The organism is Saccharothrix xinjiangensis, from assembly GCF_039527585.1.
In the GTDB taxonomy this organism is placed as follows: domain Bacteria; phylum Actinomycetota; class Actinomycetes; order Mycobacteriales; family Pseudonocardiaceae; genus Actinosynnema; species Actinosynnema xinjiangensis.
On the sequence record NZ_BAAAKE010000036.1, the window covers coordinates 43,492 to 67,823 of the forward strand.

The following is a 24,332-nucleotide window of genomic DNA, read 5'->3' on the forward strand; positions in this document are numbered from 1 at the left end:
GGTCCGGGTCACGGGCAGGGCTGGTCGGCGAGGTTCGGCGGCAGCCCCGGGTTGTCGCCCAGCCGGGCTCGGCAGAGCGCCCGGCCGACCGCGGCGCCGGTGAAGTCGGCGCCCTCGAAGTTCGCGTCCGCCCCTGTCGCCCCGGCCAGGTTGGAGTCGACGAACAGCGCGCCGCGGAAGTCGCCGCCGAGGAAGTCGACGTGGTGCAGGTCCGACCGGCTGAGGTCGAGCTTCCGGCCGCTCCGGTCCGGGGCGCGGCCCAGCACCCGGACCGCCGCCTGCACCACCGGGTCCGCGAACGCGCCGGGGGGTCGGGCCGCGGTCGAGCCCCCGTAGGGGAACTTGGAGCGGATCATGGCGGTCAGCATGTCGTCCATGACGGGGTAGTAGAGGTCGTCGGACCTCGCCACGCTCTCCAGCGAGTAGACCGCGCCGATCCGGACGGTGGCGTCCTCCCCGCCCAGCAGTTCGATGGCCTGCGCGAACCTCTCGCTGTCCTGGCGCTCCTTCGTCGTCTGGTACTCGCTGAGCGCGACCCACGAGCCGACCAGGAGGAGCACGGCGGCGGTGGCCTCCACCACGAGCCGGCGCAGCTCGGTCGTCGCGGTGAACTCCTCGTGGGCGCTCGCCGGCGGATTCGCCCGGTCGCGCAGCCGCCTCCGCGAGTACCGGGGGGCGAGGACGACGGCGAGCGCTCCGACGACGATCACGACGAGGGCGCCGATGGCAACAGTGGACAAGGTTCAACTCCCGACCGGACCCGTGGTGCGCCCCGCGCGCCGACCCGCCGGCGCGGACCCGCGGCAGCGGCTCACCGGGATCAGGCGCACCCGAGTTCCTCTGCGACGTTGCGGGCGTTCCACCGCATCCCCTCGATGTAGTCCATGGTCGTGCCGTCGCTCTTCAGCACCGCGGGTTCCCGTTCGAGCGAGTCGAGGCTGCCGGGCGTCGCGAAGTGCTCCGTCGCGAGGTTCGTCAGCTGCTCGCGGCTGGATTCGAGCTGTTCCGCGTCGATCGCGTAGAAGAACGCCGGCTTCAGGTCGCCCTTGAACAGGGTGGCGAGTTCTTCCTTCTGCTCCTGCAACTCCAACGGGCCCAGCTCGCCCTTGAGCATCCTGGTCACGGGCAGCTGCCTCAACCCGTAGGTCTCGGCGAAGTACCCGAACGCCGGGTGCTCGGGCACGATGACCCTGTCCTTCCCGGCGCACTTCCGGAGGATCACCTTCAACTCCTCGTCCAGGGCCGCGAGCCTGTTCACCACCTCGGTCATCCGGTTGACGAGGTGCTTCCGGTGCTCCTCCGCGTCCTGCTTCAGGGCGTCGTCGAAGGCCACGGCGGAGACCAGCTGGTTCTTGACCCACTCGGCGGCGATCCGGATCCGGTCCCGGGGGTCGGTCCAGAAGTGCGGGTCCAGCTCGCCGTTGATCAGGTCGTCCTCCAGGTCGGGCGGCCCCTTCCTCAGGTCGAGCGCCGACAGCGAGGAGATGTCGTACACGGCGGGGTCGCCCTGCTTCCGCTCCGGGTTGCCGGTGCGCCACGCGTCCAACGCGTCGTGCAGGTCCTTCGACAGGTTGAGGGCGAACAGGTTCGCATCGGCCCTGCCGATCAGGTCCCGGTCCGCCTGGGACAGCTCCTCCTCGTGCGGGTCGGCCTCGATCATCCGCACGTCGACCAGGTCACCGCCGATCTGCTCGGCCAGCCAGCGCAGCGGGAAGATGTTCACGACGACGTCGAGCCGCTGCGACTGCCGCTCCGGTTCGCCCTCGTCCGTGCAGGCCGCGCCCGTCATGGCGAGGGCGGCGACGAGGAGCGCCGTCAGGCGCCGGCGATGTCTTCGGGACACGGGGCTTCACCCTCCCGGGGACCCGGCGTGCCCACTCACGCGGGTCCTGTCAGGGGTCGAGCCTATCCGAAATCGATAATCATCTCCAGTAACGCGGTGGAACCCGCCCGCGCGAAGGGGAACTTCGACCGGGCGCAGGAACTTCGGCGACGCGCCGGCCGACCTCTTCGGAAACGGAGAGCTGCGGAGGTCATCGTGGAGCGTCGTACTTTCCTGCGTGCTTCGGCGTTGTCGGCGGGTGGGCTGGGGGCCGTGGCGGCCGGTGCGCCGGCGGCGTCGGCGGCGGCCGGTGCGCCGGCGGCATCGGCGGCGGACCCGCTGCGGGTGCAGGTGCTGCTGTTCGACGGGGTGGAGGAGCAGGACTGGGTCGCCCCGGTGGAGGTGCTCGGGCTGGCGGGGCGGGCCAGTGGCGGCGCGGTGACCACGACGCTGGTCACCACCGGCCGTCCGGGCGCGGTCACCTGCAACTTCGGCACGCGGGTCGAGGTGGCCCAGGGCTGGTCGCCGCGCGAGGCGGACGTGCTGGTGGTGCCCGGCGGCGGCTACGCCAACCAGACCGGGCCCGGTGTCCGCAGGCTGATGGCCGACCAGGGCTTCCTGCGCCGCCTGGCGGGCACCGACCTGCTGCACGTCGGCATCTGCACCGGCGTCATGGTGCTGTCCGCCGCCGGGCTCACCAGGGGCCGCAACGCCACCACCCACACCAACGCCCGAGCCGACCTGGCCACCCAGGGCGCCACCGTCGTCAACGCCCGGGTCGTCGACGACGGCGACCTGGTCACCGGCGGCGGCGTGACCTCCGGCCTCGACGTCGCGCTGTGGCTGGTGGAGCGCTTCCTCGGCGCGCAACTGGCCAACCGCGTGGAAACCATCCTGGAGTACGAGCGGCGCGGCACGGTCTGGCGCGCCTGACCCGTGCCGCGGTCCGGCGCGCCTGACCACGGCACCGCCTGGCGCGCCCGACCCGCGGCACCGGGCGAACGGGGAGCCGTCCCGGCCGGAGCGGCTCCCCGTTCGCCGCCCGGGACGGGTCCCGGGCGGCGGGCACCGGCGGCGGGCGGCATCGCGCCGCCGGTGCGGGCGCGGCGACCACCAGGGCCACCGCGCCGCGGACCCGTCAGCCCTCGTGGTCGCCGCGGTGGTCGATCAGGTCCGAGGTCTGCCCGGCGAGCAGCCGCGCGTACTCGCCGCCCGCGTTGATCAGCTGCGCGTGGGTCCCCGTCTCCACGGCCCGGCCGTCGCGCAGCACGACGATCCGGTCCGCGGTGCGGATGGTGGACAGGCGGTGCGCGATGAGCAGCGTGGTGCGGCCCTCGCGGGCCATCCGGATGGCCGACTGCAACGCCTCCTCGTTCGCGCCGTCCAGGTTGGACACCGCCTCGTCGAGCACCAGGATCGGGCTGTCGCGCAGCAGGGCCCGCGCGATCGCGATGCGCTGCCGCTGGCCGCCGGACAGCTGGATCGCCTGTTCGCCGGCCATGGTGTCGTAGCCGTCGGGCAGGGCCGTGATGAAGTCGTGCGCCCTGGCCTGGCGGGCGGCCTCGAACACCGCCTCGTCGGGCGCGTCCGGGTTGCCGAGCCTGAGGTTGTCCAGGATGGAGCGGTTGAACAGGTAGACGTGCTGCGGCACCACCGAGACCAGGTCGCGGACCGCGCGCTGCGGCACGTCCCGCAGGTCGTGCCCGCCGATGGTGATCGCGCCTTCGTCCACGTCCCAGAACCGCAGCAGCAGGTTGGCGCAGGTCGACTTGCCCGCGCCGGAGTGCCCGACCAGCGCGACGGTCTCGCCCCGCTCGACGGTGAACGACGCGCCGTCGAGGGCGTAGCCGCGCTCGGCCTCGTAGCGGAAGCGCACGTCGTCGAACACGACCCGCGGCTCGGGTGCCGGCGGCGCCTCGGTCGTGCGGTCGACCACGTGCGCCCGCTGGCGGGCGACGGTGAACACGCGGCGGGCGCTCGCCCGGATCTGGCCCAGGCTGCGCGCGGTGCCCGACACCTCGATCACCGGGCCGAACGCGCTCGCGGCGAGCACCACCGCGACCGGCAGCATCGCCCGGTCGAGCGAGCCACCGGTCACCAGGACCGCCGAGATGACCAGCACGACGGTGATCCCGGCGGCGGTGAGGGCGTCGGAGGCGACGGCCTCGACGCTGGAGCGGCGCGCGTAGGCCATCTGCCGGGACTGGAGCTCCCTGGTCCGGCGCCGCAGGCGTTCGAGGTAGTCCTCGCCGCGGCCGAACGCGACCAGCTCGCGCAGGCCCTGCACGCCGTCGATCACCTCGGCGCCCAGCGCGCCCAGCTCGCCGCGCAGCTGCGAGCCCTGCGCGTCGGCGCGGCGGGCCAGCCACACCGGCACGGTGGCCAGCAGGAGCAGGAACAGCAGCAGCGCCAGGGCCAGCCACGGGTCGACGAAGGCGATCGCCACCACCGCGCCGCCCGAGACAACCACGGTGACCAGGTAGTCGGCGATCGTGTGGGCGTAGAACCACTCGATGGTCTCGACGTCGGACATCACCGTGGTGGCCAGGTCGCCGGTCCGGCGGCCGAGCAGGTAGCGGGGCGCGCGGCGCTCCAGGCCGTCGAACAGCCGCACCCGGAGGTCGGCGAGCAGCTGGTAGGCCAGGTCGTGCGCCACCCACATCTGCCACCACCGCGCCAGGGCGGCCACGATCACGAACCCGAGCAGCCAGGGCAGCAGCGCGCGCAGCTCCTCGGCGGGCGCGCCGGTGACGGCGCTGCCGACCAGCCACGCCCCGATCACCGCCGCGCCCACCACGGTCACGTGGTAGACCAGCCCGGACAGCACGGTCCAGGCGAACGTGCCGAGGTGGCCGCCGACCAGCGGGACCAGCGCGGCGATGGGCCGGGACGGTGTCGCCTCGTCGACGGGGGGCCGGTCGGCGGCGTCGGCCGCCGAGTCCGGTGCCGCGGTCAGGGTCATCACTCGCTCCACTCCACGGTTCGGGGCTCGTCCCGGTCAGTTGTCGGCGCTCTGCGCGGCGACCAGGCGGGCGTAATCGCCCCGGCGGCGCATCAGGTCGTCGTGCACGCCCACCTCGCGGATGCGGCTGTCGCCCAGCAGGATGATCTGCTCGGCGTCGCGCACGGTGGACAGCCGGTGCGCGACGACGAGCGTCGTGCGCCCCCGGGCCGCCCGGCCCAGCGCCTGCTGGATCGCCGCCTCGCTCACGGAGTCCACGCTCGACGTGGCCTCGTCCAGCACGAGGATCGGCGCGTCCTTGAGCAGCGCCCGCGCGATGGCGATGCGCTGGCGCTGGCCGCCGGACAGGGTCAGCGCCCGCTCGCCCAGCTCCGTGTCGTAGCCGCCGGGCAGCTCCTCGATGAACTCGGCGGCGTTGGCGGCCAGCGCGGCGGCCCGCACCTCCTCGTCGGTGGCGTCCGGCTTGCCCAGCCTGATGTTGTCCGCCACCGTGCCGGTGAACAGGTAGGTGTCCTGGGACACGACCGCGATCAGCGACCGCAGGTCCTCCACGGGCAGGGCGCGGATGTCGTGGCCGTCGACGGTGATGCGGCCGTGCGAGGGGTCGAAGTAGCGCATCAGCAGGCCCACCAGCGTGCTCTTGCCCGACCCGGACTCGCCGACGACGGCGACCGTGTGCCCCGGCTCGACGGTGAAGTCGATGTCCTGGACGGCGGGCACGTCGCGGCCCGGGTAGGTGAACGAGACGCCCTCGAAGGCCACCACCGGGCGCAGCGACCGCGCGTCCACGGCGGGGCCGTCGGGGCGGTCGCCGATCAGCGGCGGCGCGGTGAGCAGCTCGTCGATCTTCTTGGCCGCGGCGACGCCGAGGTAGCCCGCGTGCCAGTACTTCGACAGGTCGCCCAGCGGGCGGAAGCACTCGCGGCTGAGCAGCAGCAGGACCAGCAGGGTGAACAGGTCCAGGGAGCCGGAGGCGAAGCGCAGCACGCCGAGCGCGATGGCCAGCGCCGGACCCGCCAGCAGGCCGAAGGTGGTGATGCCGCTGTCGAACAGCGACAGGCCCAGGTGCCGCATCGACGCCTTGTACAGCTGGTTCGCGCGGGCGCCGAGGGTGGTGCGCTCCCGTTCGACCGCGTTGAAGCTCTTCAGCGCGGTCATGCCCTGCATGGCGTCGATGTAGTCGGCGTTGAGCCTGCCGAAGGTGCCCCAGTGCTCCGCGCCGGCCTTGCCCAGCGTGCGGTCCCACAGCCGTGGCAGCACCAGCACGACGAGCACGCACAGCGCGATGACCACGGCCGACAGCGGGTCGCGCGCGGCCAGGTAGACGAGGATGCCCGCGGGACCCAGCAGGCACACCGCCACCGTGGGCAGGTAGCGGCTGTAGTAGGTCTCCAGCGATTCGACGCCGTCCACCAGGGTGGACTGCACGTCGCCGCTGCGCCGGTCGGTCAGGTAGCCCGGACCCAGCGCGAGGAGCTTGGTGAACAGCCTGCTCCGGATGCGCAGCTTCACCGCGTGCGCGGTGCGCTGCGCCGCGATCTCGGCGGCGATCACCAGCCCGGCGCGCAGCAGCACGACCGCGGCCAGGCCGACCAGGGGCCACTGCACGCCGGCGAGGTCCGCGCCGGTCAGCAGCCTGGCGAAGACCAGGGCGGTCAGCAGGCCCTGGCCGACGTTGGCCAGGGTGATCAGCAGGCCCAGCCCGACGTTGACGCCCAGGTGACCCCGGATGTCACCGGCGAGCGCGAGCAGTGCGCGGTGGAGCATCATGGCGGCTTCCCCCCGGCCGTGTCAGGTGTAGAGCTCTTCGTCGTGCTCGTTGACCTGGATGTGCGCGCCGTCCGGGTCCGCGAGCACCACGGACCGGCCGAACGACTCGTCGGCGATGCCCCGCACCGGTTCGTGGCCCGCCTGGGCGACCGCCTCGACGAGCTTCTCCAGGGGCTCGGTGGTGACGAAGCCGAGCATCACCACCCCCGGCCCCACGGGCTCGTCCGCCTCGGGCAGCGCGGGCGCCCTGCGCGCCCGCGACTCGTGCAGGCCCAGGCGCCCGCCGGGGCCGTCCAGCTCCACCCAGGCGCCGCTGCGGCTGCGGTTGCGCTCGACGAAGCCCAGCGCGGCGTAGAAGGCCACCGACGCGTCCACGTCGGACACGTAGACCACGGGCATCAGGATCATCGCGCGCCCTCGGCGTCGAGCCGGCCCAGGTACTCTCGCAACGCGGTCTCCACCAGGCCGGACAAGGTCTGCCTGGTGTCGACCGCCGCGTGCTTCGCCTCTCGGACGAGGTCCTTGGGCAGGTACACGTTGAACTGCTGCCTCTCGGTCACGGTTACTAGGCTACTAGCATGCTAGCTTCCGTGCGAGGGGTTGCGCGCGTCGATCGCGAGGAGCTTCGGGTCCGGTCGGTAGGTGTGGAAACCGGGCCCCGCCACCGCGTCGTTCGCGCGGAAGACGAGCACCGAGGCGTACCCGCGCTCGACCGCCAGGCGCTCGGCCTGCCGCAGCAGGTCGTCGCGGTCACCGGGCGTGGCCGCGGCGCCCAGCCGGTCGACGAGCGCGTTCAGCTCGGCGTCCTGGACACCGCCGAAGTTCTGCCCGCCGGCGCCGAACCAGTTCAGCAGGACCTGACCCGGGTCGTTGCCCAGGCCTTCCATGCGCAGCGGGTTGACGTTGAGGTTCCACTCCTGCGGCCAGTCGGTGTTGTCGTAGTGCGCCTCGACCTGCCGCAGCTCCACGTCGAAGCCGACCGGGCGCAGCTGGTCGCGCAGCAGCAGGCCGATCCGCTCGTAGGTGGGGTCCTCCGACCACAGGTAGGTGATCTTCAGCGGCGCACCGCCGCGGACCCGGACGCCGTCCGGGCCCGCCTGCCAGCCCGCCGCGTCCAGCAGCCGCCCGGCCTCGTCCGCGTCGGTGCGCTGGAGGGACTGGTGCCACGGCACGCTCCGGGGGTACAGGCCCTCGGCGCGCTCGGCCAGCCCGTCGGGCAGGTCCGCCGCGAGCTGGTCGTAGTCGACGGCCAGGAGGAAGGCCCGGCGCACCTCGACCTGGTCGAAGGGCGCCCGGTTCAGGTTGAGCTGGAGGCACGCCGCCTCGGTGGCGACCTCCGCGCGCACGTGGCGCAGCCGGTCGTCGCCGCGGACGACGTCCGCGACGCCGGTCGGCGGCCCGAACGCGAGGTCAACCTCGCCCGCGCGCACCGCGCCCAACCTGGCCTGCGCGTCGGCGACGCACCGCAGCTCGTACTCCTCGTACGGCGCGCGGTCGCCCCAGTAGCCCTCGTGCCGCTGGGCGGTGATCCGGTCGCCCTCGATCGCGGTCGGGCGGTACGGCCCGGTGTAGACGCCGGCCTCCACCACCTTCCGCTCGTCGTCGCCCGCCTGCTCCAGGGCCTCCGCGTCGTAGACGGGGTAGGAGAAGATCGACGCGAGCGCGTTGGGCCCGGTCGCGGCGGGCTCGGTGGTGGTGAGGGTGAACTCCATCGGCCCCGCCACCTCCAACTGCCCCACCGTGACCGCGTCGGAGACGAACGAGTTGGCCGCGTGCCGCTTGAGCCCGGCGACCACGGCGGCGGCGTCCACGTCCCGGCCGTTGTGGAACTTCACCCCCGACCTGAGCTTGAACCGCCAGGTGGTGTCACCGTCACGGCTGAACGATTCGGCGAGCCACGGTTCCAGCGAACCGTCGGGCTTCGGCCTGACCAATAACTCCGCGAACCCGTAGGACACCGACGACAGGTTCGTGAACCCGCCGGGCCGGACGCTGCACACGGACTCCGCCGCGGCGACGCGCAAGGCCCGAGGCCGTTCGGTGGTCTGCTGCGGGGCCGCCGCGCAACCGGCCAACAACGCGACCGTGAGCGGGGCCGCCAGGGCACGACGCGACAACACACCCTCCAAAGCTGGAAATGAAAACCATTTCAGCGGGAGTGTAGCCGCGCTTCCGTTGCCGCGACAGGGTTTTCGACGAGCTTCCCGGCGCCGGTCGGCTCGACCGCAAGACTGCGGTCGGCCAGGCGCAGCACCCGGTCCGCCAGCACGTCGAGCACCGCGCCGTCGTGGCTCACCAGGACGATCGCCGTCCCGCCGTCGGCGACCGAGCGCAGCAGGTGCAGCACGCCCGCCGCCGTGGTGACGTCCAGGGCGCTGGTCGGCTCGTCGGCGAGCACCACCGCGGGCTCGGCCGCCAGCGCGCGGGCGATGGCCACGCGCTGGCACTGCCCGCCGGACAGCTCCGTCGGCCGCGCGTCGAGGTCGATCCCGGGCAGCCCGACCCGGTCGAGCAGGTCGCGCGCCCGGTCGCGGCGGTCGGGCGCGCGCAGCATCGGCTCGCCCACGGTGCGCCAGATCGGCCACCTCGGGTCCAGGCTCGCGCGCGGGTGCTGGAAGACCGGCATGACGAAACCGGGGCGCGGCACGCGGCGGCGGCGCTTCACCCACGCGGGCCGCCCCGCGAACTCGACCTCGCCCGAGTCCGGCCGCTCCACCGCGGCCAGCAGGCGCAGCAACGTGGACTTGCCGGTGCCGGACGGCCCGCGGATGCCCACGACCTCCCCCGCGCCGACCTCCAGGTCCACCCCGGACAGCACCTGGCGGGGGCCGTAGGCCTTGGACACGGCGCGCGCCGCCAGCACGGGCCCGGTCACCGGTCCACCGCCCAGCAGGCGACGCCCGCCACCAGCGGCGGCTGCTCGGCGCACCGGTGGTCCGCCAGCGGGCAGCGGGCCGCGAACGCGCAGCCCGCCAGGTCCTCGGTCGCCCGGGGTGGCGCGCCGGGCAACGGCGTGGGCAGACCCCCGCCGGGTGTGGGGATCGCCGCCACCAGCGCCCGGGTGTAGGGGTGCGCCGGGCGGGACAGCACCTCCCGGGCGACGCCGGTCTCCACCACGCGCCCCGCGTAGATGATCGCCACCTGGTCGGCGTGCTCGCGGACCACGCCGAGGTCGTGGCTGATCAGCAGCACCGCGTCCGCGGCCGACCGGAGCACGTCCAGCGCCGTGCGGGCGTGGTCGGCGTCGAGCGAGCCGGTCGGCTCGTCCGCGACCAGCAGCGGCGGCCGGTGCGCCACCGCGGCGGCGATCGTGGCGCGGTGCAGCATCCCGCCGCTCCACTGGTGCGGGCGCTGCCGCAGCCGCGCGTGCGCGTCGGTGATGCCCAGCCGCCCCACCAGTTCCGCCGCGCCGCCCGGCGGTCCCGGCTCGCCGTGGACGCGCCACGACTCGGCGACGTGGTGGCCGACGCGGCGCAGCGGGTCGCAGGCGGACACCGGGTCCTGCGGCACCAGGCCGACCGCCTTGCCCCGCACCGCCCGCAGCTCCTCCGGTGAGGCGCCGACCACCTCCGCGCCCGCCACGCGGATCGAGCCGCGCACCCCGGCGCGCCGGGGCAGCAGGCCCAGCACCGCCAGCGCCACCGTGCTCTTCCCGCACCCGGACTCGCCGACCAGCGCCGTCACCGCGCCGCGCGGCACGCTCAGGTCCAGCCCCCGCAGCGCGTGCGCGCCGTTCGGGTAGACCACCTCCAGGCCGCTGACCTCCAACGCGTGGCTCACCGGTCACCGTCCCCGTGCGCACCGGCCAGCGACTCGCCGACCAGGTTGGCCGCGAGCACCGTCAGCACGATCGCGACCCCCGGCCCGAGCAGCAGCCACGGCGCCTGCCCCAGGTACAGCCGGGCGTTGGACAGCATCGCGCCCCACTCCGCCGCGGGCGGCTGCACGCCCAGCCCGAGGAAGGACAGCCCGGCGATGGACGTCACCATGTACCCCACGTCCAGGGACACCAGCACCAGCAGCTGGCCGAACGCCGCCGGCACCAGGTGGCGCCGCGCCGCGCGCAGCCACCCCACGCCGGCCAGCCGCGCGGCCAGCACGTCCGGCCGGTCCCGACCGGTCATCACGTAGCTGCGGGCCATCCGCGCGTAACCGGGCCAGGTGCCCGCGGTCAACGCGATGATCATCGTGCCGAACCCGGGGCCGAGCACGCCGAGCAGCGCGAGCGTCAGCACCATCGCGGGCAGCGCGAGGAAGACGTCCACCACGCGCATCAGCACGGTGTCCACCACCCCGCCCAGCACCCCGGACACCACGCCGACCACCATGCCGACGGCCAGGCCCAGCGCCAGCACCGCCGCCACCGCGAGCAGCGAGTTGCGCCCGCCGACCAGCAGCCGCGCCAACTGGTCGCGGCCGAGGTGGTCGGTGCCCAGCAGGTGCTCCGCGCCGGGCGCGACCAGCACGGCCGTCCGGTCCAGCGCGTCCGGGTCGTGCGGGACCAGCCACGGCCCCACGACCACCGCCAGCACCACCGCGGCGAGCAGCGCGAGCCCGATCCGACCGGCGCCGCCCGGCGCGACCCCGGACACCCGCTGCGCGACCCGGACCCTGGCGGCCCTCGTGCCCATCACCGCCGTCATCGAGCCCGCACCCCCGGCGTCACCACGCGGTCCCCTCCCTCAGCCGCGAGTCGACCGCGGCGGCCAGCGCGCCCGTCAGCAGGCTCACCCCGACCCACATCAGGGTGGCGACGAGCGCGAAGCCCTGCACCACGGCCAGGTCCCGCGCGGTGATGGCCTGGACCACCACCAGGCCGATGCCCGGCCACGCGAACACGCCCTCCACGATCACCGCCCCGCCCAGCATCCACCCGAAGGTGAGCGCCACCGCGGTCAGCACGGGCACGGCCGCGTTCGGCAGCCCGTGCACCACCAGCACCCGCGCCCGGCTCGCGCCCCGGGACGCGGCGGTGAGCGCGTAGCCCGACCGCAGGGCCGACAGCAGCCCGGAGCGCAGCAGCCGCGACCACATCGCGGCGGGCAGCCAGGCGAGCGTGGCCGCGGGCATCCACACCGCCGACCACGACCCGTCGGTGATCACCCGGCCGAAGCCCCACTCCACGACCACCACCTCGATCAGCACCAGGCCCACCAGGAACGCCGGCACCGCGACGCCGCCCAGGGCGACGGCGCCGGTCGCCTTGTCGGGCCAGCGGCCGGCGAACGCCGCGCCGACCAGGGCCAGCACCACGGCGGCCACCAGCGCCAGCGCCACCGTGGCGACGGCCAGCCGGACGGTGGCCGGCAGGTGGGTCGCGATGACCTCGGTGACCGGGCGGTCCCACCTCGTCGAGGTGCCCAGGTCGCCGCGCAGCACACCGCCCAGCCACGCCAGGTACTGCTCGTGCAGCGGCCGGTCCAGGCCCAGCTCGGCGCGCGCCGCCGCCAGCTGCGCCTCCGTGGGCGCGATCACCCGTTCCTGGTTGAGGTAGCGGCGCGCCGGGTCGCCGGGGGTGAGCGGGAGCAGGCCCCACACCAGCAGGGTGGCGCCGAAGACGGTCACCACCACGTGCCCGAGCCTGCGCGCCGCTCCCCTCACGGGTCCAGCCACTCGTCGGACGGCGCCAGCAGCAGCGCCATCGGGTCGGCCGGGAAGTCGGGGTGCCGCGGGCCGACCACCAGGTCCGCGCCCTGGAAGGCGAGCACGCCGCCGTACCCGCCCGCGGCCACCTCGTCCTGCACCTGCCCGAGCACCTCGTCCTGCCGCTCCGCCGCGCGCAGGCCGGCGATCAGCTCGGCCAGCCGGGGACTGGTCGCCTTCCCGGCGTTGGCCCAGCCGTCGCCGAGGTAGGCGTTGAGCACCTCGGTCGGGTTGCTGCCGTCGAGCTGGAGCGTCACCAGCGCGACCGACCACCCGGCGGGCCAGCCCGCGCTGTCGTAGACGTCGTCCACGGCGGTCAGCTCGACGTCGAAGCCGAGCGGGGCCAGCTGGTCCCGGACGGCGAGCCCCAGCGACTCGTGGTCGCTCTCACCGGACTGGTAGAGCAGGGACACCTCCAGGGGCACGCCGCCGCGCGTGCGCGGCCCGTCGCCCGCGCGCGTCCACCCGGCCTCCCCGAGCGCCAGCTCCGCGCGGTCCGGTCGCGGGACCTGGGTCTCGCGGGAGAACGGCAGCTCGGCGGGGTACAGGCCGCTCGCCGGGCGCAGCACTCCCCCGCCCGCGGTCTCGGTCAGCCGCGCGTAGTCCACCCCGGCGAGGAAGGCGCGCCGGACGGCCGGGTCGTCGAACGGCGCGGCGGTCAGGTTCAGCTGGGCGAACACGCCGCGGTTCGCGATCGGCGCGCGGCGGTAGGTCACGCCGGTCCCGTCGAGGGCCGCGGCGGTGGTCGGCGGGTTCACGGCCACGTCCACCTCGCCGTTGCGGACGGCCGACACCCGCGCGGTCGGGTCGGTGATGGCGGCCAGCCGCAGCTCCCGCTGCGCGGGGCGGTCGCCCCAGTACTCCTCGAACCGGGTGGCGACGACCTCGCGCTCGCGCGCCTCCACCGGCTCGAACGGGCCCGTGTAGAGGCCGGCGCGCACCAGCGCCCCCTGGTCCTCACCGGCCGCGTCCGCCGCGGCGACGTCGTACACGACGTAGTGCCGGTAGAGCGCGCCGAGGTCGTGCGGCACCAGGGAGTCCGGCTCGTCGGTGGTGATGGTGAACTCCAGCGGGTCGGTCACGGTCAGCGTCCCGGTCGCGATCGCGTCCCGGCTCCCGCTCTCCTCGGCGGTGCGCCGCAGCGCGGCCACGACGGCCTCCGCGTCCACCGCCCTGCCGCTGTGGAACTTGAGGCCCTCTCGCAAGCGCATCCGCCACACCAGCGGCGACTCCCGATCGTACCGCTCCAGCAGCCAGGGTCGCATGGCGCCGTCCGGGCTCGGCTTGATCAGCTGCTCGCCGACGCCGTAGCTGGCCCAGGAGTAGATCAGCCCCCGTGGCCCCAGGTCGAAGCGCGGCTCCGGGGTCGCGATCCGCAGCGAATCGGTCCCCTGGTCGGGCGCGTCGCCGCCCGTGCACGCCTGGACCGCCGACAGCGCGAGCAGCAGGACGGGCAGGAGGGCTCGGAGGGCGGCACGCCCCATGGGAACTCCAGACCTCGGTGTCGAGTTTCCTTCTCGTCCAGGTAGTCGGACGGGACGGGTGTCTGGTTCCCACGGGGCGAGCGGGGCTTCCTACGTCCTGGTCGGTCGTGCCGGCGCCTCAGGCGTGCGGGATGGGGACGTAGTTCAGGTCCTCCTCCGCCAGCGGCTCGTCGCGCCAGCCCAGCCGCACCGGCACCTCCTGGATCCTCCGCTTGCCCAGGAACGGGAACGCGGCGGGGAAGTTCGGCACCAGGCCGGGCACGAGCACGCGCACCACGCGCAGCCCGGCGCGGGCGACGTCCTGGGTGGTCAGGTCCACGTAGATGACCTCGTAGCCGCGGGACTCGACCAGTTCGCGGTAGGCGTCGGCGCTGCGCGCGCCGAAGCTGGGCACGCTGTCGAACTCGCGCTCGCCGGCCGGGTCGAGCCACGGCCGCACCCGGTCCGCCGCCCTCGGGTCCAGGAAGACCTGCTGCTGGTTCATGAGGTCGTTGACGTCGTGGAAGTCCGGCGCGTAGTCGTCGAGGTAGCGGCGGTCCTCCCGGTAGGGCTTGAGCTCCAGGGTCATCCAGCCCTCCTGGATGGCCCCGCGCGTCAAGCCGCCCGGCTGGTTCATGTCCCGGCTGCCGTCCTGGAGGGTCAGCGCCTCGGCCCACGCCTTGCGGGCGGCGTCGAACGGGTCGGGCCGGGCGGCGAAGCCGACGTTGACGTAGCCCTCCCGCTCGTTGAGCAGCACGCCCGCGAACACCGGGAAGTCGAACTCGTTGTCCAGGTGGATCAGGTAGGGCTGCTGCCCCATCCGCTCCGGGGTGCCCGCCCACAGCGCGGACAGCTCCGAGGTCATCTTCACCTTCGGCAGCGGGTGGCCGTTCATCCACCAGATCATCGTCGCGTCGCGCTCGATGATCTCCTCGATGCCCGAGGCCACCGCCCAGTCGAGTGACGGGCCGGCGGCGATGCCCGGGTAGTACAGGAAGTTCGTGGGCGGCGTGGCGGAGAACTCGCCGATGTACCAGTTCACGTAGATCGTGCTGGCGGGCACCCAGATGGGCTCCTGGCGGGTGAGCGACCAGCCCTGCACCCAGTGCGTGCTCAGCTGCTCGTCGAACCGGACGAAGGGGAAGCCGGGCGAGTCGTAGAGCTTGTCCGAGTAGAGCACCAGCCGGTCGGGGTCCAGCGCGTAGTCGCCCGCGTCGCGCAGCTGGGCGTAGCTCGCCTCGCGGACCTTGACCTTGTCGGTGATGGCGTTGCCGCAGTAGCGCTCGACCGCCTCGCCGATCGCCGAGAGCCGGGCGGACTCGGCGTCGTCGAACTTGCTGCCGCCGCAGACCATGTTGTTGGCCCACGTGTAGAGGCGGCGCATGTCGGCGACGTTGCTCTGCACGGTGATGAGGCGGTCGGGGACGGACTCGTGGTGCGGGAACAGGGGCAGGCCGGTGATCAGGCCGGTGCGGGTGTCGCACAGCGCGTCGAAGTCGGCGGTCTCGCCCTCGGGGACCACGGAGGGGTCCAGCGGGCGGTCCGGCAGCTGGAGGACCGGGTGGCGCACGACCTGGAGGTCGACCGGGTTGAGCTCGACCTCGGCCCACGTGGTGTGGTCGGGCGCGCCCGCGACCCAGCGCTCCAGGTCGATCAGCAGGTAGCCGAGCATCCAGCGCAGCTCGGACACCGGCGGCAGGTAGGCCGCGCCGTGCACGGTGGGCGACAGCAGCGCCTCCAGCACGTCCAGGCGGTCGGCCGCGGTGCGCCTGCGGCCGAGCAGGTCCCGGTAGTCCGGGGTGAACCCGGGGCGCACCGTGGGCCCGGCCCAGCCCTTGCCCTCGCTCACGTGGAATTGCGACCACCGCGTGCCGCGCCCGGCGCACAGGTCGTTGAGCCATTCGAGGAACGGCACGTCGATCCGGTCGCGCACGGCGAGCACCACGGCGTCGCCGGCGGCGTCCAGCGCGTCGGACAGCTCCTCGGCGCTCGTCCGGATCACCTCGCGCCACGAGGAACCGCCCGCCAGCTCGGCGGCCAGTGCGGTCAGCGCCTCGTCGCCGAGCAGGAGCAGCGCGACGCCCCCGACCCCGTCGGGCCCCGTCTCGGGGAACCGGGACCAGTCCGCGGCGCGCGTGGGCGCGGGTCCGGCGCTGATCGCGCCGAGCGCCACCAGCTCGTCCACGACCTCGCGGTACCCGTCGGGGTCCGGTGTGCCGGCCACGACCTCGTCGAGGGACCTGGTCCCGTCGAACCGCGAGAGCACCTCCCACAGGGCGTCGGGCGGGGCGGCGATCTCGAAGCTGTCGCCCGCGGGCGTGACGACCAGCGTGCCGTCGTCGCCCAGGGGCCTGAGTTCGATGTGGACGAGTCTTGGCGCCTGTCCGTCTGCTCGCTCGTTGCCCCGCACCGTTGCTCTCCCTGTCGCGTCGTCCGTCTTGGGTGCCGGTCCGGGGAAGGACGTGCCTCCCCCGGACCAGCGCTGCCGGTCTTACTTCTTCCAGCTGAACGTCGTGCCCAGCGAGGTGTGGTGGTTGTTCGGGGCCAGCAGCTTGGCGACCCGAGAACCCGCGATGCGCTTGATCATGTCGAACCTCCCTCCGTATGTGTGAATTTTTCAACACACCGAATGAAAGCCTTTCGGCCCATTCGGCTGATTACCCCCAGGTGGCCATCCCGGCCGGAAACACTGACTCAGCTAAGCAGGCCGAGGCGGCACTGTCTTCAACACCGGGTGGAGTTCCAAGCCAAAACTCGTGGAGTTCGGACCCGCTCGGTTACACCGATTGACGACACATCACCACATGCGCATACAACCACTCCACGCGGCTACCCCGTTCGGTCGCACCGAAGCGGCGAACGGGCCAGCAGATGCCTGATGGGGCAGTACCGGCGATTTGTCGCCCGCCGATCCTTGCGGACGCACTGGAACAACCCACTCGACGCATATAGTTTGGAGCTTCGGTCGGACGACCGGTGTTAGACGACCGATCAATGGGGGATCGGAATGCATGAAGAGCACGGATGGAGTCTGCGCGCACCATGAAGATCCGGGTGCTGGCCTACGACGAGCAGACACTGGTTCGCGCGGGCGTGCGCGCCGTGCTCGATCGGGAGAACGACATCGAAGTGGTGGACGAGGCGGAGAAGTCGCACCAGATGCTGCGCCGGGCGAGGCTGCTGCGCCCCGACGTGATCCTGCTCGGCCTGCCCGTCACCGACACCGACCTGGTGTCGATGGTGCGCAGGCTCCTGGTCCAGGCCAAGTCGGCGCACATCGTCGCCCTCGTCGGCAACGGCGACCACGACGACCTGGTCGAGGCGCTGCGCAGCGGGCTGCGGGGCGTGGTGCGCCGGGACGAGCCGTCCAGCGACCTCATCCGGGCCATCCGCACCGTGGTGCGGGGCGCGGCGTACATCACGCCCTCGGTCGCCGCCCGCCTGCTCGACTGGCTGAGCACCACGCAGCCCTCGGTGATGGCCCCGTCGCCGATGACCGGCACGTTGAGCAACCGGGAGCTCCAGGTCCTGGCCCTGGTCTCGCTGGGCGTCTCGGACGGGCAGATCGCCGAGGAGCTGGGCGTCACCACGGCCACGGTGCGCTCCCACATGCACCACGTGCTGACCAAGCTGGAGGTGCGCGACCGGGTCCAGGCGGTGGCGTTCGCCTACCGGCACGGCCTGGTCGGCGGCAGCCGGACCCGGGTGGCGAGCGGCGCGGGGCTGCGGTCCGGTCGCGGCGCGTGACCCGGGGACGGCTTCGCGCGGCGCGTGAACCCCCGCTCGACGGGCCGGGCGGGGTCGTGGTGGTCACCACGACCCCGCCCGGCCGGAACTCCCTGTTCAGGGCCCCCGGCTCAGCACCGCCCGGCTCAACACCCCTGCCTCAGGGGCCCTCGGACCGGAACCCCTCGGCGGGCCGGACCACCTGCACGTCGAGCCTCAACCGCACCTTCGTCCCCAGCACGGCGGTGCTGTCGCCGACCCGGCCGCCGATGATGATGCCCAGGTCGCGCCGGCGCAGCTCGCCCACGGCGATCAGCCTGCCCCGCAGGTCGCCGTGCCGGTCCCGGGTCGTGGCGCCCCACGTGACCCGCAGGCCGATCGGGGCGGCGGTCTCGGCGATCCGCAGCTCACCGGTGGTGAACCAGTGCGGGCCGGCCGGGGTCGCGGTGAGCGAGCGGTAGGTCAGCGTCGGGAAGCGCTCGACGTCGAAGAACCGCGCGGAGCGGATGAAGTCGTCGCGGAGCGGGTTGCCGGTGTCGACGCCGGCCAGGTCCAGCTCGGCGCTCGCCTGCGCGGAACCGCCGTCCTCGGCCAGCACGATCTCGCCGGTGCGCACCGGGACCAGGCCGTTCACCACGCGGAAGGTCAGGTGGCGGACGGTGAAGCCCAACCGGCTGCGCACGGGGTCGACCACCCACTTCCCCGGCGGGATCAGGCCGGTCACGGGCGGGCCGCCTCGGTCGGGGCGCCGGCGGACGCCACGCCCTCCATGACCGACCGGACCACGCTGCGCGGCGCCAGCCGGGCGAACGCGGCGGCCGCCTTGTTCCGCCCGCCGGGGATGCACAGCGGCTTGCCCGCCACGAGCGCGCCCAGCGCCTCGCGCACCACCTGCCCCGGGTGCTGGATGCGGGGCCCGTCCGCGCCGGGCGCGGTGAAACCGGGCAGCAGCGCCGTCACGTGCACGCCGTGCTCCGCGACCTCCATGTGCACGCTCTGGCTGAAGTTGGTCACGAAGGCATACCCCGCGCAGTAGGTCGCGCTGTACGGGGTGGGCGCCTCACCGGCGATCGAGGACACGTTGACCACCCCGCCCCTCCCCCTTACCACCATGGGCCCGAGAGCGCTGTGGGTCAGCCGGACCAACGCCATCACGTTCAATTCAAGCTGTCGGATTTCACCGTCGAGCGGCAATTGGGCGAATGGCCCCGTGGTCAACGCGCCGGCGTTGTTGACCAACAGGTCGACAGGCCTCTCGGGGTCGGTCAACCTTTCTTGGACCGCGGTCAGGTCATCGGGATCGGTGAGGTCGGCCGGCAGCACCTCGACCTCGACCTGGAAACGCTCCCGCAATTCGCCGGCCAGGCTCTCCAACAACTCGACCCGGCGGGCCACCAGGACGAGGGACGTGCCCGCCTCGGCCAACTCGGCGGCGAAGTACGTGCCGATTCCCTTCGACGCGCCGGTCACGAGAGCGGTTCTGTACCTCATGGACGACCCCATCCCGTCGCACTGGTTCCCGCCGACGAGCGTAGAGAGCCGGTGGCCCCTTGTCGTCAACAGGTGTTGAACCACCTGCCGAAACGGGTCAACATTTCACGGAACCGGGGCTCAACAGGTGTGCAAAGGGGCGCGCGCGAAGATCCGCAGATGTGCGGAGAACGGGCGTTCCGGAGATCGGGGAAGCGAGGGGTCCTCACCGGCGACCACCCGGGCGGGCGGAAGGCGCCCGGCCGGCCCGGGTGGTCGCCGTTCGGAATCGTGACAGCACCCGACACCGAAACCGGCCGAGGGTTCCCGGGCGGCGCGTCCGTCCGGAGTGGACTGACGTGCGCCGGGCCGCCGGGATCCCGTCAGCTCACGGCGGGTTTGCGGAAGAGGAACAGGTAGGAACCGAGGTGGTCTCGCACGAAGGAGCGCATCAGCGGCATCAGCGGGTCGAACCGCGCGACCAGTTCCGACCCGTAGCGCCGGACGATCTCGTCGTGCCGGTCGGCGTAGAGCAGGGACATCAGGTCGCCGGTGAACGCGCAGTTCTGCGTCATGTCCTCGACCCCGGCCAACTCGAAGCCGGCGTCGGCCGCCCAGGTGATGGTCTCCGCCGGCGTGGTCGGGCGCACGCAGCGCCAGACCTCCAGGTAGGCGTTCATCCCCTCCTCCGCGGGCGTGCCGCGCAGGGTGAAGTCGCTCATCAGGAAGTGGCCGCCGGGCCGCAGCACCCGCGCGGCCTCGCGGAACGCCCTCGGCCGGTCGGACAGGTGGGCGAACACCTCGATCGACAGCGCGGCGTCGAACGACCCGTCCGGGAAGTCGAGGTCCATGGCGTTGCCGTAGCGGAACGAGACCCGGTCGGAAACGCCTTCCGACCTGGCCACCGCCTCGGCCCTGGCCAGGTGCTCGCGGCTGACGTTGACGCCGGTGACGCGGGCCCCGGTGCGCTGCGCCACCCGGACCGCGGGCACGCCGGTGCCGCAGCCGATGTCCAGCAGGTGCTCGCCCGCCCTCAGCCGGAGCGTCCGGACGTGGTGCTCGGTCTGCCGTTCCTGCGCCCTGTTGGCGAGGTCGCCGAGCGTGGCGGCGGGGGCGCGTTCGCCGGGCTCGGACCACAGGCCGAGGTGCACGCCCACGTCGCCGATGATCAGCCCGTACAGGTCGGTGAACTGGTCGTAGTTGGCCCCGATCTCCTCGGGGGTCGGGTCGGTCGAACTGCCGGTCGTGCCATCGCCGGTCGCCGTCATCGGTCGGGTCTCCCTCGACGCGGTTCGCCTGGTGAACCCTGCCACGGTACGGGCTCTGCGAGGACTTCGTCGAACCCCTCGGACAGGCAGCGGGCGAACAGGTCCGGGTCGGTGACCGCGGCCGTGTCGACGTTGACGCCGATGCAGCACGTGCCCGCGTAGGAGCCCATCGACACGCACACCGCCGTCGCCGGCAGTGGGCCGAACGGGTAGCAGGCCAGGAGCCGCCGCCCCGCCGGCGACAGGGGCCGCGCCGGTCCGCGGACGTTGCTGATGTGCACGTCCACCGCGCGCATCCGCCGCACCGGGTCGACCTCGGCCACCGGCGCGGACACCCGGGCGAAGGAGAAGTCGTTGCCGCTGCGCGCGGGCTGCGCGCCCTGCCGCCCCAATGCGATCGCCACGGGCATCGTCCCCGGCTCGACCCCGAAGTGCTCGTGGTAGCGGCGCACCGCACCGAGCACCGCGGCGACCAGCGCGTCGTTCACCGTCCCCCCGACCTCGTGCGCCGCGCCGCGCAAGGAGTCGAGCGGCAGGAACCGCCACGGCCCGCCGCGCGCCCGGAACAGGGGCGACGCCGGGACGTCCACACGGGACACCACGCTCGTCGGCGACCTGACCACCGCGCCCGCTCCCCGCGCGGCCCGCACCGGGTGCGCCGCCACGCCCAGCAGCCGGGCACCCGCCTCGACCGCGTCGGCGACCGGTCCGAGCACCCGCCCGCCGGCGCATCGGGGCGCCCGCGCCTCGCGGGCCAGGGCCGCGACGCGCTCGTCGACCCGCCGGCGCGCGTCCGGGTCGGGCTCGAACAGCAGCTCCGCGATGCCGCCGACGTCCTCCACCGGCACCGCCTCCCACAGCGGCCGGTGGAGGCCGAACGGGCTCTGGGCCGTGGTGCGCGCGAACGCCATCAACGCGCCCAGGCCGCCCGGGGCGGGCAACCGCACCCGCCGCACGTGGTAGCCCAGGTCCACCCTCGGCTCGGGCGCCCACCGCGGGAACCCGAGCCCCAGCGGGCCGTCCAGCACCCGCTGGCCGAACCGGGGCACCAGCCGCAGGTACCGCTCGTGCTCGGCGAGGAACGCGTCCCAGTCGGGAGCGCTCTCCAGGATGCCCACCAACGTGATCGGCGACCTCAGCACCGGGTCGTCCTGGATGCGCCACAGGAGGGCGTCCAACCCGCTCATGCGGCGCGGGCGTCACACCGGGGTGCCGGCCAACCCACCTGATGAGGTGATCACGGCCGGCCGGGCGACGTGGTGGGGTCGCGGTGATGTCGCGGCACAGCGGGCGGGCGGCCGGGGTCGTGGAAAGCGCGGATCTCCGGATCGGGCGGGGAGACCGGCCTGTCGACGTGGGGTGCGGCCGCCGGGCGACGACATAATTGGCGCACCATCGGCTGCGGGAGGGTGTGCGGTGACGAGAGCTCGCGCGGGGAATGGCACAGCCGGCGCAGCACGGCCGCCGTCCGGGTCGGCGACACCCGATGCGCCACCGGCTCGCGTCACCACCGCGGTGGGAGCGCCGTGAACCCCGAGTCCCGCACGCTCGCCGCGAGCAGGCGCGCGTCGATCCTCGAAGCGCTGCGCCGGGACGGCGTGGTGCGGATCTCCGACCTGAGCGAGCGGATGGGCGTCACCGCCGTGACGCTGCGCCGCGACATCGCGCAGCTCGCCGGGGAGGGGTTGCTGCACCGCGTGCACGGTGGCGCGACCCTCCGCGCGGCCGAATCCCCGTCACCGGGCGCGCGACCGTTCGACGCCGTGCCCGAGTCGACGCGCCGGGGCGCCGTGGGGATGCTGGTGCCCTCGCTGGACTACTACTGGCCCGAGGTCGTCCGGGGCGCGGAGGACGAGGCTTCCGCCCGGGGGCTGCGAATCCTGCTCCGCGGGTCGTCCTACGAGAGCGCCGACGACCGGCCGCAGCTGGAGCGGTTGCTGGACAACGAGGACGTGTGCGGGCTGATCGCCGCCCCGAGCCTGACCGCGCCGTCCGCGGCCGCGACGATCGAGTGGCTGAGCACCATCGGCACGCCGGTCGTGCTCGTCGAACGCGTCGCGACCGCCGGGCCGCACCGGGCGGTGGTGGAGTCGGTGGTGTCCGACCACACCCTGGGCGCGGCCATGGCCGTGCACCACCTCGCCTCCCTGGGCCACCGCAAGGTGGGGGTGGTGACCAGCGAGAACAGCCCGACCTCGCCGCACGTGCGCCGGGGGTGGCGGGAGGGGTGCGAGGCGGCGGGCCTGGACCTGGCGTCCGCCGTGGACGTCGCCGTGCCCCGGCCCGCGACGTCGGGGTGGGACGCCGCGCTGGACGAGGTGCTCGACGGGTTGGCGGCGACCGGGACCACGGCGCTGCTCGTGCACGCCGATGCCGAGGCGATGGCCCTGGTCCAGCGTGCCGAGCAGCGGGGTGTGCGGGTGCCGTCGGACCTGTCGGTGGTGGCCTATGACGACGAGGTGGCGGCGTTGTTCACCCCGGCGCTCACGGCCGTGCGCCCGCCGCGGCGTTCGATCGGACGGGCGGCGGTGTCGTTGCTGGCGGCCCGGTTGCAGGACCCGGGCCGGCCGACGCACCGGGTGGTGATCACCCCGTCCCTGCGGGTGCGCGGTTCGACGGCCCCGCCCCCGGCCTGATCGGCGGGTCCGCACTCCTCCGCCGTCATCGACGACACCTGCCGCGGCGCGGTCGCCTAGCGCTGCTCCGCGCATTTCGCCTTCCTTTCGTCGATCGTTTCATCACTTGTCGACATGAAGTAGTCAATCTCAGTCACAAGAAGAGGTAAGACTGCACGGTTTGTTGTTATGATCAGTTTCGATCACAACTTCGAGGCGGTAGCGGTCATGGCGGACATCCCCGGTGCGGACGCCAAGGGCGCGATGCTGCCCGCCGCGCGGCGGCAGTGGCTGCTGGAGCACCTGGCGGGCCGCGGCGTCCTGCGCATCACCCACATCGCCCGGATCATGGGCGTCACCCCCGTCACCGTCCGACGGGACGTCAGCGACCTGGCCGCGGAAGGCCTGGTCGAACGCGTGCACGGCGGGGTCCGGCTCGTCAGCGGCCCGGCCGCCGCGGCCGGGCGGTGGTCGGGCGCCACACCCGCCATCGGCATGGTCGTGCCGTCGCTGGACTACTACTGGCCCGAGGTCATCCGGGGCGCCCAGGACGCCGCGCAGGAGAACCGCGCCCGGCTCGTGCTGCGCGGCGCGTCCTACCGGGTCGACGAGGTGCGCCACCAGGTGGAGTGGATGATCGGCAACGGCGCGGTCGACGCGCTGCTCGTCGCGCCGCCCACCAGGGGCGCGGAGGCCGAGGGGCTCGTCGCGTGGCTGACCGCGCTGCCCGTGCCGGTGGTCCTGGTCGAGCGCGCCGCGGTGACCGGGCCCTACCGCCGGCACGTCGAGTCCGTGCGCACCGACCACGCCGCCGGTGCGGAACTCGCCGTGCGCCACCTGCACGGCGAGGGCCACCGCCGCGTCGGGCTCGTGGTCAGCACGACCAGCCCCACGTCCGGGCACGTCCGCGAGGGCTGGCACCGCGCGACCTCCGACCTCGCCCTGCCGCCCGCGCCGGAACTGCTCGTCTCCGCTTATTACGAGCCCGGCTGGGGCGTGGACGTGGACCGCGTCCTGGACCTGTGCGCCGAGCAGGGCGTCACCGCGCTCGTCGTGCACTCCGACCGTGAAGCGGTCTCGCTGGTCCAGCGGGCCGAGGAACGAGGCCTGCACGTGCCCGGCGACCTGGCGGTCGTCGCCTACGACGACGAAGTCGCCCGATTCGCCCACCCACCACTCACCGCCGTGCGCCCGCCCAAGTACGCCGTCGGCGGCACCGCCGTGGAGCTGGCGCTCGACCGGCTGGCGCACGGCGCGGACCGACCCGTGCGCCGGGTGGTGCTCAGCTCGGAGCTGCGCGAACGGGGCTCGACCGGCTCGCCCGCGCGGGCGCTGCGCTGACGCCCCGGGCGTGAACGTTTTTCTTCGCTTTTCTGCGGGTATCTGCGATTTTCTTCCGGGCGGAGCATTTCGCTTCCACCTTACGCCCTATTTTCCACTTTCCCCCTTGCTGGCGTCGCTTGCACCCTCTTAATCTTGGCGAGATAGCGATCGCACCCACCCCCCGTTACCTTCTTCGTGGTTCCTGATCAAGGAGCTGTGGTCGCCGGGTCCGGCATGACTTACGCCCCCAGTCGAAGGCATGATCCGGGG

The 24,332-nt window shown here is 73.6% G+C and carries 21 protein-coding genes; 4 read left to right on the top strand and 17 right to left on the bottom strand.

Features of this window, described 5'->3' with window-relative positions; all coding sequences use genetic code 11:
* Positions 1 to 8: 8 nt before the first annotated feature.
* A complete protein-coding gene (locus ABD223_RS39510; RefSeq protein ID WP_344042735.1) occupies positions 9 to 740 on the bottom strand; it encodes a pentapeptide repeat-containing protein in 732 nt (243 codons plus the stop codon).
* Between the two features lie 80 nt (positions 741 to 820).
* Positions 821 to 1,843 (bottom strand): metal ABC transporter substrate-binding protein, encoded by a 1,023-nt coding sequence (locus ABD223_RS39515; protein ID WP_344042736.1) that lies wholly within the window; start codon positions 1,841 to 1,843, stop codon positions 821 to 823.
* A 195-nt stretch (positions 1,844 to 2,038) separates the two neighbouring features.
* On the opposite strand from ABD223_RS39515, the gene ABD223_RS39520 reads away from it, so the two are divergent.
* A complete protein-coding gene (locus ABD223_RS39520; RefSeq protein WP_344042737.1) occupies positions 2,039 to 2,755 on the top strand; it encodes a DJ-1/PfpI family protein in 717 nt (238 codons plus the stop codon).
* 205 nt (positions 2,756 to 2,960) lie between these two features.
* On the opposite strand, the gene cydC is transcribed toward ABD223_RS39520, so the two are convergent.
* From cydC to ABD223_RS39575, 11 genes are all read right to left on the bottom strand, one after another.
* Complete coding sequence (gene cydC, locus ABD223_RS39525; protein WP_344042738.1) at positions 2,961 to 4,784, bottom strand: thiol reductant ABC exporter subunit CydC; 1,824 nt, start codon at positions 4,782 to 4,784, stop codon at positions 2,961 to 2,963.
* 36 nt (positions 4,785 to 4,820) lie between these two features.
* Complete coding sequence (locus ABD223_RS39530; RefSeq protein WP_344042739.1) at positions 4,821 to 6,554, bottom strand: ABC transporter ATP-binding protein/permease; 1,734 nt, start codon at positions 6,552 to 6,554, stop codon at positions 4,821 to 4,823.
* Between the two features lie 21 nt (positions 6,555 to 6,575).
* Positions 6,576 to 6,962, bottom strand: a complete 387-nt coding sequence (locus tag ABD223_RS39535; RefSeq protein ID WP_344042740.1) for a VOC family protein — start codon at positions 6,960 to 6,962, stop codon at positions 6,576 to 6,578.
* Complete coding sequence (locus tag ABD223_RS39540) at positions 6,959 to 7,114, bottom strand: type II toxin-antitoxin system CcdA family antitoxin (RefSeq protein ID WP_344042741.1); 156 nt, start codon at positions 7,112 to 7,114, stop codon at positions 6,959 to 6,961. The genes ABD223_RS39535 and ABD223_RS39540 overlap by 4 nt, the downstream gene beginning before the upstream one ends.
* A gap of 21 nt (positions 7,115 to 7,135) precedes the next feature.
* Positions 7,136 to 8,671, bottom strand: coding sequence for an ABC transporter substrate-binding protein (locus tag ABD223_RS39545; protein WP_344042742.1), 1,536 nt, complete (start codon positions 8,669 to 8,671; stop codon positions 7,136 to 7,138).
* 32 nt (positions 8,672 to 8,703) lie between these two features.
* The gene (locus ABD223_RS39550) at positions 8,704 to 9,429 is read right to left on the bottom strand and encodes an ABC transporter ATP-binding protein (RefSeq protein ID WP_344042743.1); all 726 of its coding nucleotides are present in this window, start codon (positions 9,427 to 9,429) and stop codon (positions 8,704 to 8,706) included.
* A complete protein-coding gene (locus ABD223_RS39555; protein ID WP_344042744.1) occupies positions 9,426 to 10,334 on the bottom strand; it encodes an ABC transporter ATP-binding protein in 909 nt (302 codons plus the stop codon). The genes ABD223_RS39550 and ABD223_RS39555 overlap by 4 nt, the downstream gene beginning before the upstream one ends.
* Positions 10,331 to 11,197, bottom strand: coding sequence for an ABC transporter permease (locus ABD223_RS39560; protein ID WP_344042745.1), 867 nt, complete (start codon positions 11,195 to 11,197; stop codon positions 10,331 to 10,333). Before ABD223_RS39560 ends, ABD223_RS39555 begins: the two co-directional genes overlap by 4 nt.
* Positions 11,198 to 11,216: 19 nt before the next feature.
* Positions 11,217 to 12,155 (bottom strand): ABC transporter permease, encoded by a 939-nt coding sequence (locus ABD223_RS39565; RefSeq protein WP_344042746.1) that lies wholly within the window; start codon positions 12,153 to 12,155, stop codon positions 11,217 to 11,219.
* Positions 12,152 to 13,681: an ABC transporter substrate-binding protein gene (locus ABD223_RS39570; RefSeq protein WP_344042747.1), complete on the bottom strand. Its 1,530-nt coding sequence runs from the start codon at positions 13,679 to 13,681 to the stop codon at positions 12,152 to 12,154. The genes ABD223_RS39565 and ABD223_RS39570 overlap by 4 nt, the downstream gene beginning before the upstream one ends.
* Positions 13,682 to 13,799: 118 nt before the next feature.
* Positions 13,800 to 16,070, bottom strand: a complete 2,271-nt coding sequence (locus tag ABD223_RS39575; RefSeq protein ID WP_344042749.1) for a YcaO-like family protein — start codon at positions 16,068 to 16,070, stop codon at positions 13,800 to 13,802.
* Between the two features lie 614 nt (positions 16,071 to 16,684).
* Here ABD223_RS39575 and ABD223_RS39580 point away from each other — a divergent pair.
* Positions 16,685 to 17,407 carry a LuxR C-terminal-related transcriptional regulator gene (locus tag ABD223_RS39580; RefSeq protein WP_344042750.1) on the top strand — a complete coding sequence of 241 codons (723 nt, stop codon included), beginning with the start codon at positions 16,685 to 16,687 and terminating at the stop codon, positions 17,405 to 17,407.
* Positions 17,408 to 17,546: 139 nt separating this feature from the next.
* Here the strand turns inward: ABD223_RS39580 and ABD223_RS39585 are convergent, their stop codons facing one another.
* The 4 genes from ABD223_RS39585 to ABD223_RS39600 all read right to left on the bottom strand — a co-directional run bounded on the left by ABD223_RS39585 (position 17,547) and on the right by ABD223_RS39600 (position 21,311).
* Positions 17,547 to 18,110, bottom strand: coding sequence for a YceI family protein (locus ABD223_RS39585; RefSeq protein WP_344042752.1), 564 nt, complete (start codon positions 18,108 to 18,110; stop codon positions 17,547 to 17,549).
* Positions 18,107 to 18,877, bottom strand: a complete 771-nt coding sequence (locus ABD223_RS39590; protein WP_344042754.1) for an SDR family NAD(P)-dependent oxidoreductase — start codon at positions 18,875 to 18,877, stop codon at positions 18,107 to 18,109. The genes ABD223_RS39585 and ABD223_RS39590 overlap by 4 nt, the downstream gene beginning before the upstream one ends.
* A gap of 362 nt (positions 18,878 to 19,239) precedes the next feature.
* On the bottom strand, positions 19,240 to 20,124 hold the full coding sequence (locus ABD223_RS39595) for a methyltransferase domain-containing protein (protein ID WP_344042756.1): 885 nt from the start codon (positions 20,122 to 20,124) through the stop codon (positions 19,240 to 19,242).
* The gene (locus ABD223_RS39600) at positions 20,121 to 21,311 is read right to left on the bottom strand and encodes a wax ester/triacylglycerol synthase domain-containing protein (RefSeq protein WP_344042758.1); all 1,191 of its coding nucleotides are present in this window, start codon (positions 21,309 to 21,311) and stop codon (positions 20,121 to 20,123) included. Before ABD223_RS39600 ends, ABD223_RS39595 begins: the two co-directional genes overlap by 4 nt.
* A 339-nt stretch (positions 21,312 to 21,650) precedes the next feature.
* On the opposite strand from ABD223_RS39600, the gene ABD223_RS39605 reads away from it, so the two are divergent.
* Positions 21,651 to 22,760, top strand: coding sequence for a substrate-binding domain-containing protein (locus tag ABD223_RS39605; protein WP_344042760.1), 1,110 nt, complete (start codon positions 21,651 to 21,653; stop codon positions 22,758 to 22,760).
* A gap of 168 nt (positions 22,761 to 22,928) precedes the next feature.
* Positions 22,929 to 24,080, top strand: a complete 1,152-nt coding sequence (locus ABD223_RS39610; RefSeq protein WP_344042762.1) for a substrate-binding domain-containing protein — start codon at positions 22,929 to 22,931, stop codon at positions 24,078 to 24,080.
* The last annotated feature ends 252 nt before the right edge of the window (positions 24,081 to 24,332 follow it).